This is a genomic window from Streptomyces sp. NPDC002092, from assembly GCF_053593775.1.
The window spans coordinates 297,564-312,024 of sequence record NZ_JBSFDG010000001.1; the positions used below are offsets into that span (position 1 = coordinate 297,564).

The 14,461-nt window shown below is 70.8% G+C and carries 15 protein-coding genes; 6 read left to right on the plus strand and 9 right to left on the minus strand.

Annotated features, from left to right (window positions below; all coding sequences use genetic code 11):
- The first annotated feature begins 4 nt into the window (after window positions 1-4).
- The 4 genes from pucL to ACWCRD_RS01335 all read left to right on the plus strand — a co-directional run bounded on the left by pucL (window position 5) and on the right by ACWCRD_RS01335 (window position 4,717).
- Window positions 5-928 (plus strand): factor-independent urate hydroxylase, encoded by a 924-nt coding sequence (gene pucL, locus ACWCRD_RS01320; protein ID WP_450963900.1) that lies wholly within the window; start codon window positions 5-7, stop codon window positions 926-928.
- Between the two features lie 139 nt (window positions 929-1,067).
- Window positions 1,068-2,447, plus strand: coding sequence for an 8-oxoguanine deaminase (locus tag ACWCRD_RS01325; RefSeq protein WP_450963901.1), 1,380 nt, complete (start codon window positions 1,068-1,070; stop codon window positions 2,445-2,447).
- A 218-nt stretch (window positions 2,448-2,665) separates the two neighbouring features.
- Window positions 2,666-4,033: a nucleobase:cation symporter-2 family protein gene (locus ACWCRD_RS01330; RefSeq protein WP_450963902.1), complete on the plus strand. Its 1,368-nt coding sequence runs from the start codon at window positions 2,666-2,668 to the stop codon at window positions 4,031-4,033.
- 63 nt (window positions 4,034-4,096) lie between these two features.
- Window positions 4,097-4,717, plus strand: coding sequence for a TMEM175 family protein (locus ACWCRD_RS01335; RefSeq protein ID WP_450963903.1), 621 nt, complete (start codon window positions 4,097-4,099; stop codon window positions 4,715-4,717).
- Here the strand turns inward: ACWCRD_RS01335 and ACWCRD_RS01340 are convergent.
- Window positions 4,671-5,285 carry a 3'-5' exonuclease gene (locus ACWCRD_RS01340; RefSeq protein ID WP_450963904.1) on the minus strand — a complete coding sequence of 205 codons (615 nt, stop codon included), beginning with the start codon at window positions 5,283-5,285 and terminating at the stop codon, window positions 4,671-4,673. The two genes, ACWCRD_RS01335 and ACWCRD_RS01340, sit on opposite strands and share 47 nt — an antisense overlap.
- Before the next feature lie 54 nt (window positions 5,286-5,339).
- The gene (locus ACWCRD_RS01345; RefSeq protein WP_450963905.1) at window positions 5,340-6,137 is read right to left on the minus strand and encodes a helix-turn-helix domain-containing protein; all 798 of its coding nucleotides are present in this window, start codon (window positions 6,135-6,137) and stop codon (window positions 5,340-5,342) included.
- Window positions 6,138-6,233: 96 nt separating this feature from the next.
- Between ACWCRD_RS01345 and ACWCRD_RS01350 the strand changes: the two genes are divergently transcribed.
- Window positions 6,234-7,088 (plus strand): NAD(P)H-binding protein, encoded by an 855-nt coding sequence (locus ACWCRD_RS01350; protein WP_450963906.1) that lies wholly within the window; start codon window positions 6,234-6,236, stop codon window positions 7,086-7,088.
- 12 nt (window positions 7,089-7,100) lie between these two features.
- On the opposite strand, the gene ACWCRD_RS01355 is transcribed toward ACWCRD_RS01350, so the two are convergent.
- The 5 genes from ACWCRD_RS01355 to ACWCRD_RS01375 all read right to left on the minus strand — a co-directional run bounded on the left by ACWCRD_RS01355 (window position 7,101) and on the right by ACWCRD_RS01375 (window position 11,410).
- Window positions 7,101-7,523 (minus strand): acyl-CoA thioesterase, encoded by a 423-nt coding sequence (locus tag ACWCRD_RS01355; RefSeq protein ID WP_389077650.1) that lies wholly within the window; start codon window positions 7,521-7,523, stop codon window positions 7,101-7,103.
- A gap of 77 nt (window positions 7,524-7,600) precedes the next feature.
- On the minus strand, window positions 7,601-8,233 hold the full coding sequence (locus ACWCRD_RS01360; RefSeq protein ID WP_450963907.1) for a hypothetical protein: 633 nt from the start codon (window positions 8,231-8,233) through the stop codon (window positions 7,601-7,603).
- Window positions 8,234-8,314: 81 nt separating this feature from the next.
- A complete protein-coding gene (locus tag ACWCRD_RS01365; protein WP_450963908.1) occupies window positions 8,315-8,914 on the minus strand; it encodes a histidine phosphatase family protein in 600 nt (199 codons plus the stop codon).
- Window positions 8,915-8,976: 62 nt separating this feature from the next.
- A complete protein-coding gene (locus ACWCRD_RS01370) occupies window positions 8,977-10,134 on the minus strand; it encodes a serine hydrolase domain-containing protein (RefSeq protein WP_450963909.1) in 1,158 nt (385 codons plus the stop codon).
- A gap of 67 nt (window positions 10,135-10,201) precedes the next feature.
- Window positions 10,202-11,410 carry a pyridoxal phosphate-dependent aminotransferase gene (locus tag ACWCRD_RS01375; protein ID WP_450963910.1) on the minus strand — a complete coding sequence of 403 codons (1,209 nt, stop codon included), beginning with the start codon at window positions 11,408-11,410 and terminating at the stop codon, window positions 10,202-10,204.
- Between the two features lie 87 nt (window positions 11,411-11,497).
- Between ACWCRD_RS01375 and ACWCRD_RS01380 the strand changes: the two genes are divergently transcribed.
- A complete protein-coding gene (locus ACWCRD_RS01380) occupies window positions 11,498-12,124 on the plus strand; it encodes a winged helix-turn-helix transcriptional regulator (protein ID WP_450963911.1) in 627 nt (208 codons plus the stop codon).
- 217 nt (window positions 12,125-12,341) lie between these two features.
- On the opposite strand, the gene ACWCRD_RS01385 is transcribed toward ACWCRD_RS01380, so the two are convergent.
- Window positions 12,342-13,151, minus strand: coding sequence for a hypothetical protein (locus tag ACWCRD_RS01385; protein ID WP_450963912.1), 810 nt, complete (start codon window positions 13,149-13,151; stop codon window positions 12,342-12,344).
- A complete protein-coding gene (locus ACWCRD_RS01390; protein ID WP_450963913.1) occupies window positions 13,151-14,425 on the minus strand; it encodes a VWA domain-containing protein in 1,275 nt (424 codons plus the stop codon). Before ACWCRD_RS01390 ends, ACWCRD_RS01385 begins: the two co-directional genes overlap by 1 nt.
- Between the last annotated feature and the right edge of the window lie 36 nt (window positions 14,426-14,461).

The following is a 14,461-nucleotide window of genomic DNA, read 5'->3' on the forward strand; positions in this document are numbered from 1 at the left end:
ACACATGCCCACGATCCTGGGACAGAACCAGTACGGCAAGGCCGAGAACCGAGTCGTAAAGATCACGCGGGACGGCGCCACCCACCACATCAAGGACCTGAACGTGTCCGTCGCGCTGAGCGGCGACATGGACGAGGTCCACTACTCCGGCTCCAACGCCAACGTGCTGCCGACCGACACCACCAAGAACACGGTGTACGCGTTCGCCAAGGAGCACGGCATCGAGTCGGCCGAGCAGTTCGGCATCCACCTGGCCAGGCACTTCGTGACCAGCCAGGAGCCGATCCAGACGGCCCGGATCCGTATCGAGGAGTACGCCTGGGAGCGGATCGCCGCCTCCGACGCGAACTCCCAGTTCATCGGCGCGGACGAGGTCAAGCACTCCTTCGTGCGCAAGGGCCAGGAGACCCGGCTGACCCAGATCACCTACGACGGCTCGTCGTGGGAGGTCGTCTCCGGTCTCAAGGACCTGACGGTCATGAACTCGACGAACTCCGAGTTCTGGGGCTACGTCAAGGACAAGTACACGACGCTGCAGGAGGCGTACGACCGCATCCTGGCCACCTCGGTCTCGGCCCGCTGGCGGTTCAACTGGACCGACGACGAGCAGCGGATGCCCAACTGGGAGAAGTCCTACGAGCAGACGAAGAAGCACATGCTCCAGGCCTTCGCCGAGACGTACTCGCTCTCCCTGCAGCAGACCCTCTACCAGATGGGTTCGCGCATCATCAACAACCGCAGCGAGATCGACGAGGTCCGCTTCTCGCTGCCGAACAAGCACCACTTCCTCGTCGACCTGGAGCCCTTCGGGCTGAAGAACGACAACGAGGTGTACTTCGCCGCCGACCGCCCCTACGGCCTGATCGAGGCGACGATCCTGCGGGACGGCTGCGAGCCGAAGATCCCGGTGGACCTCACCAACCTCTGAGCACCTTCCGGGCAGCTCGATATTCGGCACCCGTGACCGGGGAACCCGCCTTGCCGCCTCCCCGGTCACGGCACTCAAAACTCCTAGGGTCCTGCCGTGCCCCTCTCCACAGAAGTCCACTGAGCGAAAAGGACGAATCATGGCAGCAGCCCAGCGCATCGTCATCGAGAACTGTTCGATCGCAACGGTCGACGCCGACGACACCGAGTACGCGAGCGGGTACGTCGTCATCGCCGGCAACCGCATCGAGGCGCTCGGCTCGGGCAGGGCCCCCGAGGGCCTGGAGAACGTCGTACGCCGTATCGACGCCTCCGGGCATCTGGTGACCCCTGGCCTGGTCAACACCCACCACCACTTCTACCAGTGGATCACCCGGGGCCTGGCCACCGACCACAACCTGTTCAACTGGCTGGTCGCCCTGTACCCGACCTGGGCGCGCATCGACGAGCCGATGGTGTACGCGGCCGCCCAGGGGTCCCTCGCGATGATGGCCCGCGGTGGCGTGACCACCGCCATGGACCACCACTACGTCTTCCCGAAGGACTCCGGCGATCTGTCCGGCGCCATCATCCGCGCCGCCCGCGAGATGGGTGTCCGCTTCACCCTCGCCCGCGGCTCCATGGACCGCAGCGAGAAGGACGGCGGCCTGCCCCCGGACTTCGCCGTCGAGACCCTCGAAGGCGCCCTCGCCGCGACCGAGGCGACCGTCAAGGAGCACCACGACGCCTCCTTCGACGCGATGACCCAGGTGGCCGTCGCGCCCTGCTCGCCCTTCTCCGTCTCCACCGAACTCCTGCGTGAGGGCGCCCATTTGGCCCGCCGCCTCGGCGTGCGCCTGCACACGCACGGCTCGGAGACCGTCGAGGAGGAGCAGTTCTGCAAGGAGCTGTTCGGCATGGGCCCGACCGACTACTTCGAGTCCACCGGCTGGCTCGGCGAGGACGTGTGGATGGCGCACTGCGTCCACATGAACGACTCCGACATCGCCGCCTTCGGACGTACGAAGACCGGTGTCGCCCACTGCCCCTCGTCCAACGCCCGCCTCGCAGCCGGTATCGCGCGGGTCCCCGACATGCTGGCGGCCGGCGTCCCGGTCGGCCTCGGTGTCGACGGTACGGCGTCCAACGAGTCCGGCGAGCTGCACACCGAACTGCGCAACGCCCTGCTCATCAACCGTCTCGGCGCCCACCGCGAGGCCGCCCTCAACGCCCGCCAGGCGCTGCGCCTCGGCACCTACGGCGGCGCCCAGGTCCTCGGCCGCAGCGCCGAGATCGGCTCCCTGGAGCCCGGCAAGCTCGCCGACCTGGTGCTGTGGAAGCTGGACACCCTCGCCCACGCCTCCATCGCCGACCCGGTCACCGCGCTGGTCTTCGGCGCGGCCGCCCCGGTCACCGCCTCCTTCGTGAACGGCCGGCAGATCGTCGAGGCGGGCCGTCTGCTGCACGTCGACGAGGACGCCATCGCCCACTCCACGCGGGCCGAGGCCCGGCGCCTGGCGCAGATCGCCGCGCAGGCCTGAGCGGTCGAAGATCTCCGGTCGAGGGGGACGGCCCTCGACCGGTGGCCGTGGACCCCAGTGGTTCCATGGCGGCCGTCTCCGGGGCGCGCATGGACGTGCGCGCCCCGGAACGGTCACCGTCACCTTCCTCAAAGGCACCCCCGGTCCCGCACGACCGCGCACCACCTCCAAGAAACCCACGTCAGAGCCGACGTGTTAGCTGACCCGGAGGAACCGCCGTGACCGCTCACCCCGTCGACGAAAAACTCCCCGCACTCAAAATGGCCACCACGGGCCTGCAACACGTGGCCGCCATGTACGCGGGGGTCGTCGCCCCGCCCCTGATCGTCGGCGCGGCCATCGGCCTGACCGGCACCGAACTCACCTTCCTCACCGGCGCCTGCCTCTTCACCGCGGGCCTCGCCACCTTCCTGCAGACCCTCGGCATCTGGAAGATCGGCGCCCGGCTGCCCTTCGTCAACGGCGTCACCTTCGCGGGCGTCGCCCCCATGACCGCGGTGGTCGCCTCCACCAAGGACAAGTCCGACGCCCTGCCGATCATCTTCGGCGCGGTCATCGTCGCGGGGCTGCTCGGCTTCATCGCCGCCCCGTTCTTCAGCAAGGCCATCCGCTTCTTCCCACCGGTCGTCACCGGCACCGTCATCACCCTCATAGGTGTGTCCCTGCTGCCGGTCGCCTTCGGCTGGGCACAGGGACCCGACCCCGCCGCCGACGACTACGGCTCCACGACCAACCTCGGCCTGGCAGCCGCGACGCTCCTGATCGTGCTGGTCCTTCGCCGCTTCACCCGCGGCTTCGTCAAACAGATCGCCGTGCTGCTCGGCCTGATCGCCGGCACACTGCTCGCGATCCCCCTCGGTGCCACGGACTTCGGGCCCGTCACGGACGCGGCCGTCATCGGCTTCCCCACCCCGTTCCACTTCGGGGCACCCCAGTTCCAGCTCGCCGCGATCCTCTCGCTGTGCGTGGTGATGGTGGTCTCCATGACCGAATCCACCGCGGACATGCTGGCGCTCGGCGAGATCGTCGAACGCCCGGCGGACGAGAGGACCATCGCCGCGGGCCTGCGCGCCGACACCCTCGGCTCGGCGCTGAGCCCCCTGTTCAACGGCTTCATGTGCAGCGCCTTCGCCCAGAACATCGGCCTGGTCGCGATGACGAGGATCCGCAGCCGCTACGTCGTCGCCACCGGCGGTGGCTTCCTGGTCCTGATGGGCCTGTGCCCGATGGCTGCCTCACTCATCGCCGTCGTACCGCGCCCGGTGCTCGGCGGCGCGGGCGTGGTCCTGTTCGGCTCGGTCGCGGCCAGCGGCATCCAGACCCTCGTCAAGGCCGGCCTGGACAAGGACAACAACGTCCTGATCGTCGCCGTGTCGCTGGCCGTCGGCATGATCCCGATCACCGCGCCGGACTTCTACCACGCCTTCCCGCAGACCGCGAAGATCGTGCTCGACTCGGGCATCTCCACGGGCTGTGTGGCGGCGGTCCTGCTGAACCTGGTCTTCAACCACCTCGGCGGGAACCGGGACGACCAGGACGTCACCCACCCCATGGAGGCCGGCGAGCAGATCGCAGCCGCCCACTGAACCGCCGGTGCGGGGCACGGTAATGGCCGTGCCCCGCACCGGCGATGGGGCAGTCTGTCTCCCATGAATGAGTCCGGTCGCGTCGAGGCCTTCAGCGACGGCGTGTTCGCCATCGCCATCACCCTGCTCATCCTGGAGATCAAGGTCCCCGAGGTCGGGGAGCACGGCGGCCTGTGGCACGCGCTGGGCGCCCAGTGGCCCTCGTACGCCGCCTATGTGGTGAGCTTCCTGGTCATCGGCATCATGTGGATCAACCACCACCAGCTGTTCAGCTATGTCGCCCGCGTCGACCGGACGCTGATGTTCCTGAACCTGCTGGTGCTGATGGTGGTGGCAGCCGTGCCATGGCCGACCGCGATGCTCGCGGAGTATCTGCGCGAGGACGCCGCCTCGCATGTGGCGGCGGCCGTCTACAGCCTGGTCATGGTCCTGATGGCGCTCACCTTCCAGGCCCTGTGGTGGCATCTGACCCGCACCGGCCACCTCTTCGACTCCCGTGTCGACGTCCCGGCCGCGAGAGCCACCCGCGCCCGCTTCGCCCTGGGTTCCCTGGGCTACCCGGTCGCGGTGGGCCTCGCCTTCGTCTCGGCCCCGCTGACCCTGGCGGCCCACGGTCTGCTCGCCCTGTACTACGGCTTCAACCAGGTACCGGTGCCGACGCGTCAGGGCCCGCCCAGTTCATGAGGTTGGCCAGCATTTCGGCCTGCTCGATCGCGTCGTCCAGGGCATGGTGGGTGTGCCGCCGCCTAGACAGCAGATGGCGAGGCATGCTGCCCTTGGCCACCGCGCGCAGCGGCAGCCCCGCCTTGGTCGCGAACAGCGTCTTCATGTCCAGGCAGCCGGAGTGGCCGAAGGGGCTCGCCCCGGTGAAGCGGATCAGGTACCAGTACAGGAACGTCCAGTCGTACGAGGCCGGGTAACCGCACATCACGGGCTGTTCGCCCGCGCTCACCTCGCGCACCCATTCGCTGAACTCGCCCAGCGCGACGGCAGGTTCGGCGCCCTCGCTCTTCAGGCGCTCCCGGTCGAGCCCGCTCACCGCGAGCGCCTCCGGGACGAACTCCTCGCTGATCGGGCGCAGTTCGCGATAGAAGGTCTGTTGCTGCGGGTCGGCGGCCGTGAACCCGTCGGCATCCTGTGTCCCCGCGACCGACGCGCCGAAGCTCAGCATCGAGTACGGGCCGGGGATGGGGCCGTCGGCCTCGATGTCGAGGGAGATGTAGCGGCTGGGTCTGATACGTCGTGCGGCCATGAGGGTGGAGCATCGCAGGCGGGCAGGGTCGCCCGCATCCGATTTCCACCCCGCTCAGCCCCGGCGGATCGCCTGGCAGGGCGTGGCGTCCGGCAGACGGCCGGTGAAGTACGAGCGGGGCGGTACGCCCATCAGGGTGCGGAAGTCGGTCGTCATGTGGGACTGGTCGTAATAACCGATGGCGGCGGCCAGTTCGGCCCACGGGCAGGTGCCGGCGAAGTCCAGTACCGTGCGCACCCGGTTGATACGCGCGTAGTGCTTGGGGGAGAGGCCGACGCCCTCGGCGAAGAGGTTCCGCAACTGCCGTTCGCTGACGGCGAGTTCGCGCGCGACGTCGCCCACCGGGGCGGGGGTGCGACCGGTGCGGACCGACATCGCGTCGACGCCGGCGCGCACCAGCTCGGTGCGGGAACGGTCCGCGGCGGTCGAGAGCCACTCGGGGAGCACCTCCGCGAGGTGGGCCAGGGCCTCCTCGGGCTGCAACCGCCGTAGGAGATCGTCCAGTTGACGGGCCGGCGAAGTCGGAAGCTCTGCCAGCCGCACCGCACGGCCGACGAGGTCGACGGCCGGAACGCCGAGCAGGGGGCGGACGGTGCCGGGCGCGAGCCGCAGCTCCACACAGGACGCACTGCGCTTGCCCCGGTGGTAGGAGGCACGGGCGCGCGGGCCGACGACCAGGGTGGTTCGGGTGCCGTGTTCCCCGGTGCGCACGACCACCTTGGTGGTGGCCTCCGGGAGATGGACGAAGGGCTCCGTCGGCACGTCGCCGACCGTCACGGATCCGATGCCCGCGATCCACGGGCGCAGCGCCTCGGGCGTGGGCAGGACCTCTCGGGACACGATGTTGGTCACCCGTCCACCGTAAGCTCGCTGCACGGCCGCCCGGGCCTCGCAACCGTGCCGGAATTTCCAAGAGTTCCGGGCCGCCCGCGGCCCACCGTGGAGGACATGATCCTTGTGACGGGTGCCACGGGCACCATCGGCAGTGACGTCGTACGACAGCTCGCGGCACGCGGTGAGAAGGTCCGCGCCCTGACCCGGGAGCCGGCGCGGGCGCAGGTGCCGTCCGGCGTGGAGACCGTGCCGGGCCACCACCGCGACCGGGCCTCGGTGGAGGCCGCGATGGCGGGCGCGGAAGCCGCCTTTCTCGTGGGCGTGTTGGGACCGGAGGACGCCGAGCACGACCGCGGGCTGGTGGAGGCGGCGCGGGCCGCGGGCGTACGGCGCATCGTGAAGCTCTCCTCGATCGGCACCGGCGACCCCGACCTGGGCGTGTTCGCGACCTGGCATCTGCCCGGTGAGCAGGCCGTGCGGGACAGCGGCCTGCAGTGGACGGTCCTGCGCCCCTCCTCCTTCGCCTCCAACACCCTGACCTGGGCCGCGGCCATCCGCGGGGGCACGCCCGCGCCGAATTTGATGGGCGACGGCAGGCAGGGTGTCGTCGACCCGCGGGACGTCGCCGAGATCGCCGTGGCCGCACTGCTCGACCCCGGCCACGCTGGACGCACGTACACCCTGACCGGCCCCGAGACCCTCAACCCCCACGAGCAGGCCGCCGTCCTCGGCGAGGTCCTCGGCCGCCCGGTGCCCCTCCACGACCTCTCCCCGGCGGAACGCCGCGAGCAGTTCCTCGCAGCGGGCCTGGGCGAGACGTACGCGGACAGCCTCATGGCCGCCGCCCGCTTCATCGAGGACGGCGGCAACGACGTCGTCACCGAGGACGTACGGCAGGTCCTGGGGCGGCGGGCGCGGACCTACCGGGAGTGGGCCGAGGACCACAAGGGGGCGTTCGGGGAGGCCTGAGACGAGCGGGCGTCACAGCCCGAACAGCGTCGGGTCCGTGGACAGTTCCTTGAAGAACTCCCGCGGGTTCGGGACCAGCCGTCGCTGCTTCAGGTCCATCAGGCCGACGACCGCGGTGACCTCCGCCGCCACCGTGCCGTCGGCCTTCCTTATCGTCTGCTCGATGTGGAAGGTCTTGCCGCCGCCCCACTCGAAGGCGCAGGTCACCTCGACCTCGTCGCCGGCGACCAGCTCACGCCTGAAGCGCAGGGTGGTCTCCAGGGCCGCCGGACCCACCCCCTTGGCCACCAGGGTCGCCTGGGTCACACCGGCCGCATGCAGTAACGACCAGCGGGCGTGCTCCGCGTAGTTCAGGTACACGGCCTGGTTGAGGTGCCCCAGCACATCGGTTTCGTATCCGCGCACGGTCACCGGGACGGAAAACGGTTCGGTCACTGCTCCCTCTTCTCGTACAGCTCGCAGTACAGCTCGTACTGATGGACGATGTGACCGACCGATCTTGGCATGGCTCGCTATGCGCGGCAGGGGGACGCCAGCAGATAACGCGCCCTGGACCGTGGGTCGTTGTGCTCGCCGACCTGCCAGCCCGACTCCTCCAGCGTGGCCGCGCAGGCCCGCAGCGCGGCCGGATCCGGCTCGTGCACGGCGACGGCCTCCGGCTGCGGGGTCGCCCGCACCCGGTATCCGGCCAGGTCCGCACCGGCGGGGCGGTGGCCGGCCGCCTCCAGGGCGAGCGCGGCGGCCTGCACCAGATGCGCACGCTCCCAGCCGCACGGCCGGTCCATGGCCCCGTCCGGATTGGTCATCCGCCGCAGCTCCAACAAGCCCTGCCAGGCGCTGCGCACCTCGCGCCCGCGGGCGGGACCGGCCTCCGGCGGCTCCTCCTCACCGCCGACCCGCGCGGCGAAGACACCGGTGGCGGCGGGCGGCGCCGGCTCGGGTACTGGCGTCCCCGGCTCCCCGGCCTCCCGTATGCGATGCCCGGCCGGCGTCAGGAAGTGGTCGTGCGGCGGCCGTGGATGCCGGAAGGCCAACCCCCACTTCACCAGCGCCGCCAGCTGCGCCTCCGTACCCCTCAGCCGCCCCGTCACCGGATCGGCGGCATCGATCACACGCCGCTGCGCGGCGGTCGGCGGTCGTGTCACGGCATGCTCCTTCCCGTCGCCAGGCCCCCTCTCCCACCTCCTGAGAGGCTACGACGAGGGTCTGACAACGGTGACCGGCGCTCACGCCCCGGGCCGCATGTTCCACCCCGCGATCACCGGCCGCCCGTGCTCCGTCCCCAGCCGGCACACCGTCCCCGTGGCCAGCTGGAACAGGGCACCGCCCGACGGCGGCAGCCCCAGCCGCCGGGCCGTGAGCACCCGTAGGAAGTGGCCGTGCGCCACCAGGACCACGCAGCCTTCGGTGTTGGCGAGTGCGGCGTCCACCTTGGCGATCATGCGGTCGGCGCGCTCGCCGACCTGCTCGGGGGTCTCCCCGGGGTGGTCCGGCGGCCCGGGCTCCACCCCGTCCCGGAACAGGAACCAGTCCGGCCGGGTGCGCTGGATCTCGACGGTAGTGATCCCCTCGTAGCCGCCGTAGTCCCACTCCCGCAGATCCGGGTCGACCCGCACGTCCTGCAGCCCGATCAGCTCCGCCGTCTCCCGCGCCCGCTGCAGCGGACTGGCGAACACGGCGCCGATCCGGTGCGAGCGGATCAGCGGCACAAGCCGCCGGGCCTGAGCGCGGCCGCGCTCGGTCAGCGGCACGTCCGTCCAGCCGGTGTGCCGTCCGGACCGCGACCACTCGGTCTCACCGTGCCGCACGAGAAACACGTCGCCCATGCCGCGCACCCTTCCCGTTCCGGCCGGCCGGACATGGCCGTGCGGGCCTTACCCCCACCGTGTCACGAGGCTGAGGCCGCCCGCAGTACGGCATCGGCCAGACGGCCGTTCTCGGGGGACGCGCCGACGCCCGAGGGGAAGGCGAAGCGGCGCCGTGTGTAGGCGTAGGCCACTCCGCTCGCCGGGTCGGCGAAGGCCAGCGAGCCCGTGGCGCCGCTGTGTCCGAAGGAGTCCTCGCCGAGGAGCGGATAGCGGCCGGCCAGGTACTCGAAGCCCACCGCGAAGTGGTCGTCGCCGCCGGTCACCAGGTCGGGGCCGGGTGTCCGCAGCCCGCCGAACAGGGCCGCCGTCTCACGGGTGAGCAGGGGCGCCCTGCCGGCCACCGTGCTGATCGCGGCGGCGTACATGCCGGCCACCCCGCGCGCGTTGCCGACCCCGCCCGAGGACGCCGGGCCGAGGGCCCGGGTGCGGCGGTCGTTCGCGAAGGCGAGCAGATCGGTGGGCTCGGGGGCGTTCAGGTTGAAGGCGATGTACCGGATGCTGCCGGGGGCGGCCGCCCGTGCCGCCAGCGCGGCGGCCTCCTCCGGAGTGGGAACGAGCGGCTGCACCTCTCGCCACCGCGGCTCCAGGGCCTCGGGCTGGCCGAGGTGGAAGTCGAGGCCGTAGGGCGCCCGGATGCGTTCCTCGTACAGCTCCTGGATCGACTTCCCGGTGGCCCGGCGGACCACCTCGCCGGTGAGCGCGCCGATGACGAGCCCGTGGTAGCCGTATCCGCTCTGCGGGTCCCACAGCGGCTTCTGCCCGGCCAGGCGCGCCGCCATGAGCCGGTCGTCGGCCAACTCCTCTGTGCTGAAACCGCCGTCGGGGATGCCGACCAGCCCGGCCCGGTGCTCCAGCAGCTCGCGCAGCTTGAGTCGCTCCTTGCCCTTCACCCCGAACTCGGGCCAGTACGCGGCCACTTCACGGTCCAGATCCAGCACGCCGTCCTGCACCAGCAGCGCGACGACGAGATGCGCGGCGCCCTTGGTGATGGAGAACAGGCTGGTCAGCGAGGACCCGTCGGTCCCCTCCCCGGCCCACAGGTCCACCACCCGCCGCCCATGGTGGTACGCCACCAGCTGCGCGCCGGGCTCGTGCCGCTCCCCGGCGAGGAAGGCGGCGAACTCCTCGCGCACGCCCTCGAATCCCTCGGACACCGTTCCCTGTACGTCGTGCGACATGCAAAGCCCCCTGTTCGGTGATCGGATACGGAATCCACCAACAGGGGGCCGCGGCACGGCATTCCCGCTACTGGCGGTATCCGCTCAGGAACCGCCCGATCCGCCCGATCGCCGCCTCCAGATCGTCCGCGTAGGGAAGCGTCAGGATCCGGAAGTGGTCCGGGGTGGGCCAGTTGAAGCCGGTGCCCTGCACCACCTGGATCTTCTCCCGCAGCAGCAGGTCCAGGACGAACTTCTCGTCGTCGTGGATCCTGTGCACCTTGGGGTCGATGCGCGGGAACGCGTACAGCGCGCCCTTCGGCTTCACGCAGGACACACCCGGGATCTCGTTCAGCTTCTCCCAGGCGACGTTGCGCTGTTCGTGGAGACGGCCGCCCGGCGCGGTCAGTTCGCGGATCGACTGGCGGCCGCCGAGCGCGGCCTGGATGGCGTACTGGGCGGGCGCGTTGGCGCACAGCCGCATGGAGGCCAGCATCGTCAGGCCCTCCAGGTAGTTCTTCGCATGCTGCTTCGGGCCGGTGACCACCAGCCAGCCCGAACGGAAGCCGGCCACCCGGTACGTCTTCGACAGGCCGCAGAAGGTGAGGACCACCAGGTCGGGGGCGAGCGCGGCGGCCGAGTGGTGCACGGCGTCGTCGTAGAGGATCTGGTCGTAGATCTCGTCGGCGAAGACCATCAGGCCGTGGCGGCGGGCGAGGTCGAGGATGCCTTCGATGATCTCCTTGGGGTAGACCGCTCCGGTGGGGTTGTTCGGGTTGATGATGACGACGGCCTTGGTGCGGTCGGTGATCTTCGAGGCCATGTCGTCCAGGTCCGGGTACCAGTCGGCCTGTTCGTCGCAGAGGTAGTGGACCGCCTTGCCCCCGGCGAGCGTGGTGACCGCTGTCCACAGCGGGAAGTCCGGGGCGGGGATGAGGACTTCGTCGCCGTCCTCGACCAGTGCCTGTACGGCCATCGAGACCAGCTCGGAGACGCCGTTGCCGAGGAAGACGTCGTCGACGTCGACCGCCAGGCCCAGGGTCTGGTAGCGCTGGGCGACCGCACGGCGGGCGGAGAGGATGCCGCGGGAGTCCGTGTAGCCGTGCGCCTGCGGGAGCATCCGGATCATGTCCTGGAGGATCTCCTCCGGCGCCTCGAAGCCGAACACCGCGGGGTTGCCGGTGTTCAGGCGCAGCACGCTGTGGCCCGCCTCCTCCAGTGCGTTGGCGTGCTCGATCACCGGGCCGCGGATCTCGTAACAGACCTCGCTGAGCTTGTTCGACTGCCGGAACTCCATGCTCGCTCGCCCCTCCGGTTTCGTGTGTTGCTTGGTTTTACCAAGTTCGAGCTTGGAAAGTCCAACAACATGTCTAGACTGCGTCGCATGTCACGACGCCGAAGCTACGACCAGTACTGTTCCGCCGCCCGCGCCCTCGATCTCGTCGGCGACCGCTGGACCCTGCTGATCGTCCGGGAGCTGCTGGCCGGCCCTCGCCGCTACACGGATCTGCACGCGGACCTGCCCGGCGTGAGCACGGACGTACTCGCCTCACGGCTGAAGGACATGGAGCGGGACGGGCTCGGCACGCGCCGCCGGCTGCCGCCGCCCGGCGCGGCCTACGTCTACGAACTCACCCCGCGCGGACGGCAGTTGCTGCCCGTGCTGCAGGCGCTCAGCGTGTGGGGCCAGGGCGAGCTGGGTGAGCGCCGGCCCACGGACGCCCTGCGCGCCCACTGGTTCGCACTGCCCCTGCTGCGCTCACTGGAGGGGGAGGGGCTCGTCGAGGTCCGGCTGGAGGAGGGGGACTTCCACCTGTACGTCGGCGCCGAGGACGGCCCGCTGTACGGCGACGGGCCCGCCCCCGGGGAACCCGACGCACGCCTGACCCTGGACGCCGAAACAGGCGCGGCCCTCGCCCGGGGGGAGCTGAACCTGGCCGAGGCGGTACGGCAGGGACGGGTCGCCGTCACCGGCGAGGGCACGTTGGCGAAGACGCTGCGCGAGGCCTGAGGCGGCAGAAGGCCCGCGGGGCGCAGGCCTTCTGGGGGTGTGTCAGGCGCTTGGCGGCACCTGTGGGGGCTGTTCCGACCTGCGCGTCAGGCATATCCGCGAGGCCGCGGTGGGGCTGGGGCGGGTTGCCGTAGTCGGTGAGGGCACTCTGGTGAGGGTGCTGCGCGAGGCCTGAGGCGGCAGAAGGCCCGCGGGGTGCGGGCCTTCTGGGAGTGTGTCAGGCGCCCGGTGGCACCCGTGAGGGCCGTCCTGTGCCGCGTGTCAGGGCGTATCCGCCGACGCCCGCGATTGCGGCCAGTACGCCGCCGATCGCGGTCCACACCCAACGGTCCGACCACCAGCCCGACGCCCAGCCGTCCTCGGGCTCGATGCTCGACAGCACGGCGGACTTCGATGAACCCCCGTTGCTCTCCTCGGACTTGGAGGCCACGGCGATCCCCGGTACCAGCGGCTTCGCCAGCGAGCCGTCCACGGCCGCCGAGCCGCCGATGTCCTTGGAGCCGACCCTGACCGAGGCGCGGATCGGCTGGCCGAGGTCGGTCGGCGCCAGGTTCATCACGGTCAGCCGTATGTAGTACGTCCCCGGCAGCGGGTCGTCGGCCCACGGCTCCGACCAGGCGCGCACGGTGCGCAGGACGCAAGCCAGGTCGACCCTGGCCGTGCCCTGGGCCGCGGTGCGTGTCTGCGCGCCGTACTGGCAGGCCTGGCGGCGCCGCAGTCCGTCGTACACGTCGATCTGCCAGGTCTGCGCGGCATGCGAGTCAGGCAGTTTCACGGTGGCTTCGACGGTGGGGCGCTGACCGGCGTCCGCGGGGAACGACCAGTACAGGTAGTCGCCCGTGGAGCCGGCCGCCGTGGCCTGCTGCCCCTGCTTGATCTCGGTCGCCGTACGGAAGGACGTACCCGCCGAGGTCGGCGCCGAGCTGCCGCCGGAGGCGCTGGGCGAGGGCGAGGAGTCGGCCGCCGCGGGAGCGGCCGCCAGTCCCAGCGTCAGCAGGGCCGCGCTCAACACACGTGTGATCCGCATCAGTTGGTCCTCCAGACCGCGACCCGCCAGCGTGACAGCCAGCCCCAGATCAGACCGGCCAGGAAACCGACCAGCACCAGCACGCCGAGCAGCCACCAGCCGCGGCCGAGACCGAAGGAGGCCACGTCGCTCGGGTGGGACGGGCCGTCCACCACGTCCACCGTCAGCTCCAGCGGCAGACCGGGCGTGGTCTTCACGCCGGAGGCCGGGGAGAAGGAGTTGGTGACCTGAAGGCAGACCGTCTCCGCGGCGGGCTTGTCGCTGTCGTCGTCGTCCCGTTCGGGCTTGGGGTAGCGCAGCCCGGTGGAGATGACGTCCGTACGACCGTTGCCCGCGGCCTCCCCGCGCACGATCTCGCGGCCGTGCACGGTGACGGCCCGCAGCAGTGCCCCGTAGTCCGGACCGACGGCCCGGTCGGCCGCCACGCTCACCGAGGCGCGCAGCTCCTGGCCCGCCATGACCTCCACGCGGTACCAGCGCTGCTGCCCGAACTCCTCGCGGTCCGTGTACAGACCGGACTTCAGGGCCGGCGCGTCCGTGCACTGCGCGGCACCCTCGGTGGCGACCGGAGTCACCACGGGGTCTGCCGCCCGGTCCACCAACTGGTTGACCTTGTCCGTGAGTTCGTCGGCGTGCTCGACCGAGGTATAGGTGCCGCCGGTCGCCTCGGCGATGCAGCTGAGCTGCTTACGCATCTTGGTGTTCGAGACCAGGCCGAGGGTGTCGATCGTCATGCCGATGCCCTTGGCGGCGATCTCGCGCGCCACCTCGCACGGGTCGAGCGGGGCGCAGGTGTCCTCGCCGTCGGTGATCAGCACGATCCTCTTGGAGCCGTCGCCGCCCTGCAGATCGTCGGCCGCCTTGAGGAGGGCCGGGCCGATCGGGGTCCAGCCGGTGGGCGAGAGGGTCGCGACCGCCGTCTTCGCCTCGGTCCGGTTCAGCGTGCTGACGGGGTAGAGCTGCGCGGTGTCCTTGCAGCCCGTCTTCCGGTCGTTGCCCGGGTAGTTGGCGCCGAGCGTGCGGATGCCGAGCTGCACCTCCTCGGGCGTCGCGTCGAGCACCTCGTTGAACGCCTGCTTCGCCGCGGCCATCCGGGTCCCGCCGTCGATGTCCCGGGTCCGCATGGAACCACTGACGTCGAGGACGAGATCGACCTTCGCGGTCGCCTCGCCCGTGGGTTCGCCGGCGGTCGCCGCGGCCGGGAACGCCATCCCGGCCGCCAGGGCGGCGAGCAGCGCGCACACTCCTGCCGCCAGCCGTTGTCTTCTGATCATCGGCGGATCTTATTGATCAGATGTGCCGGGCTCCAA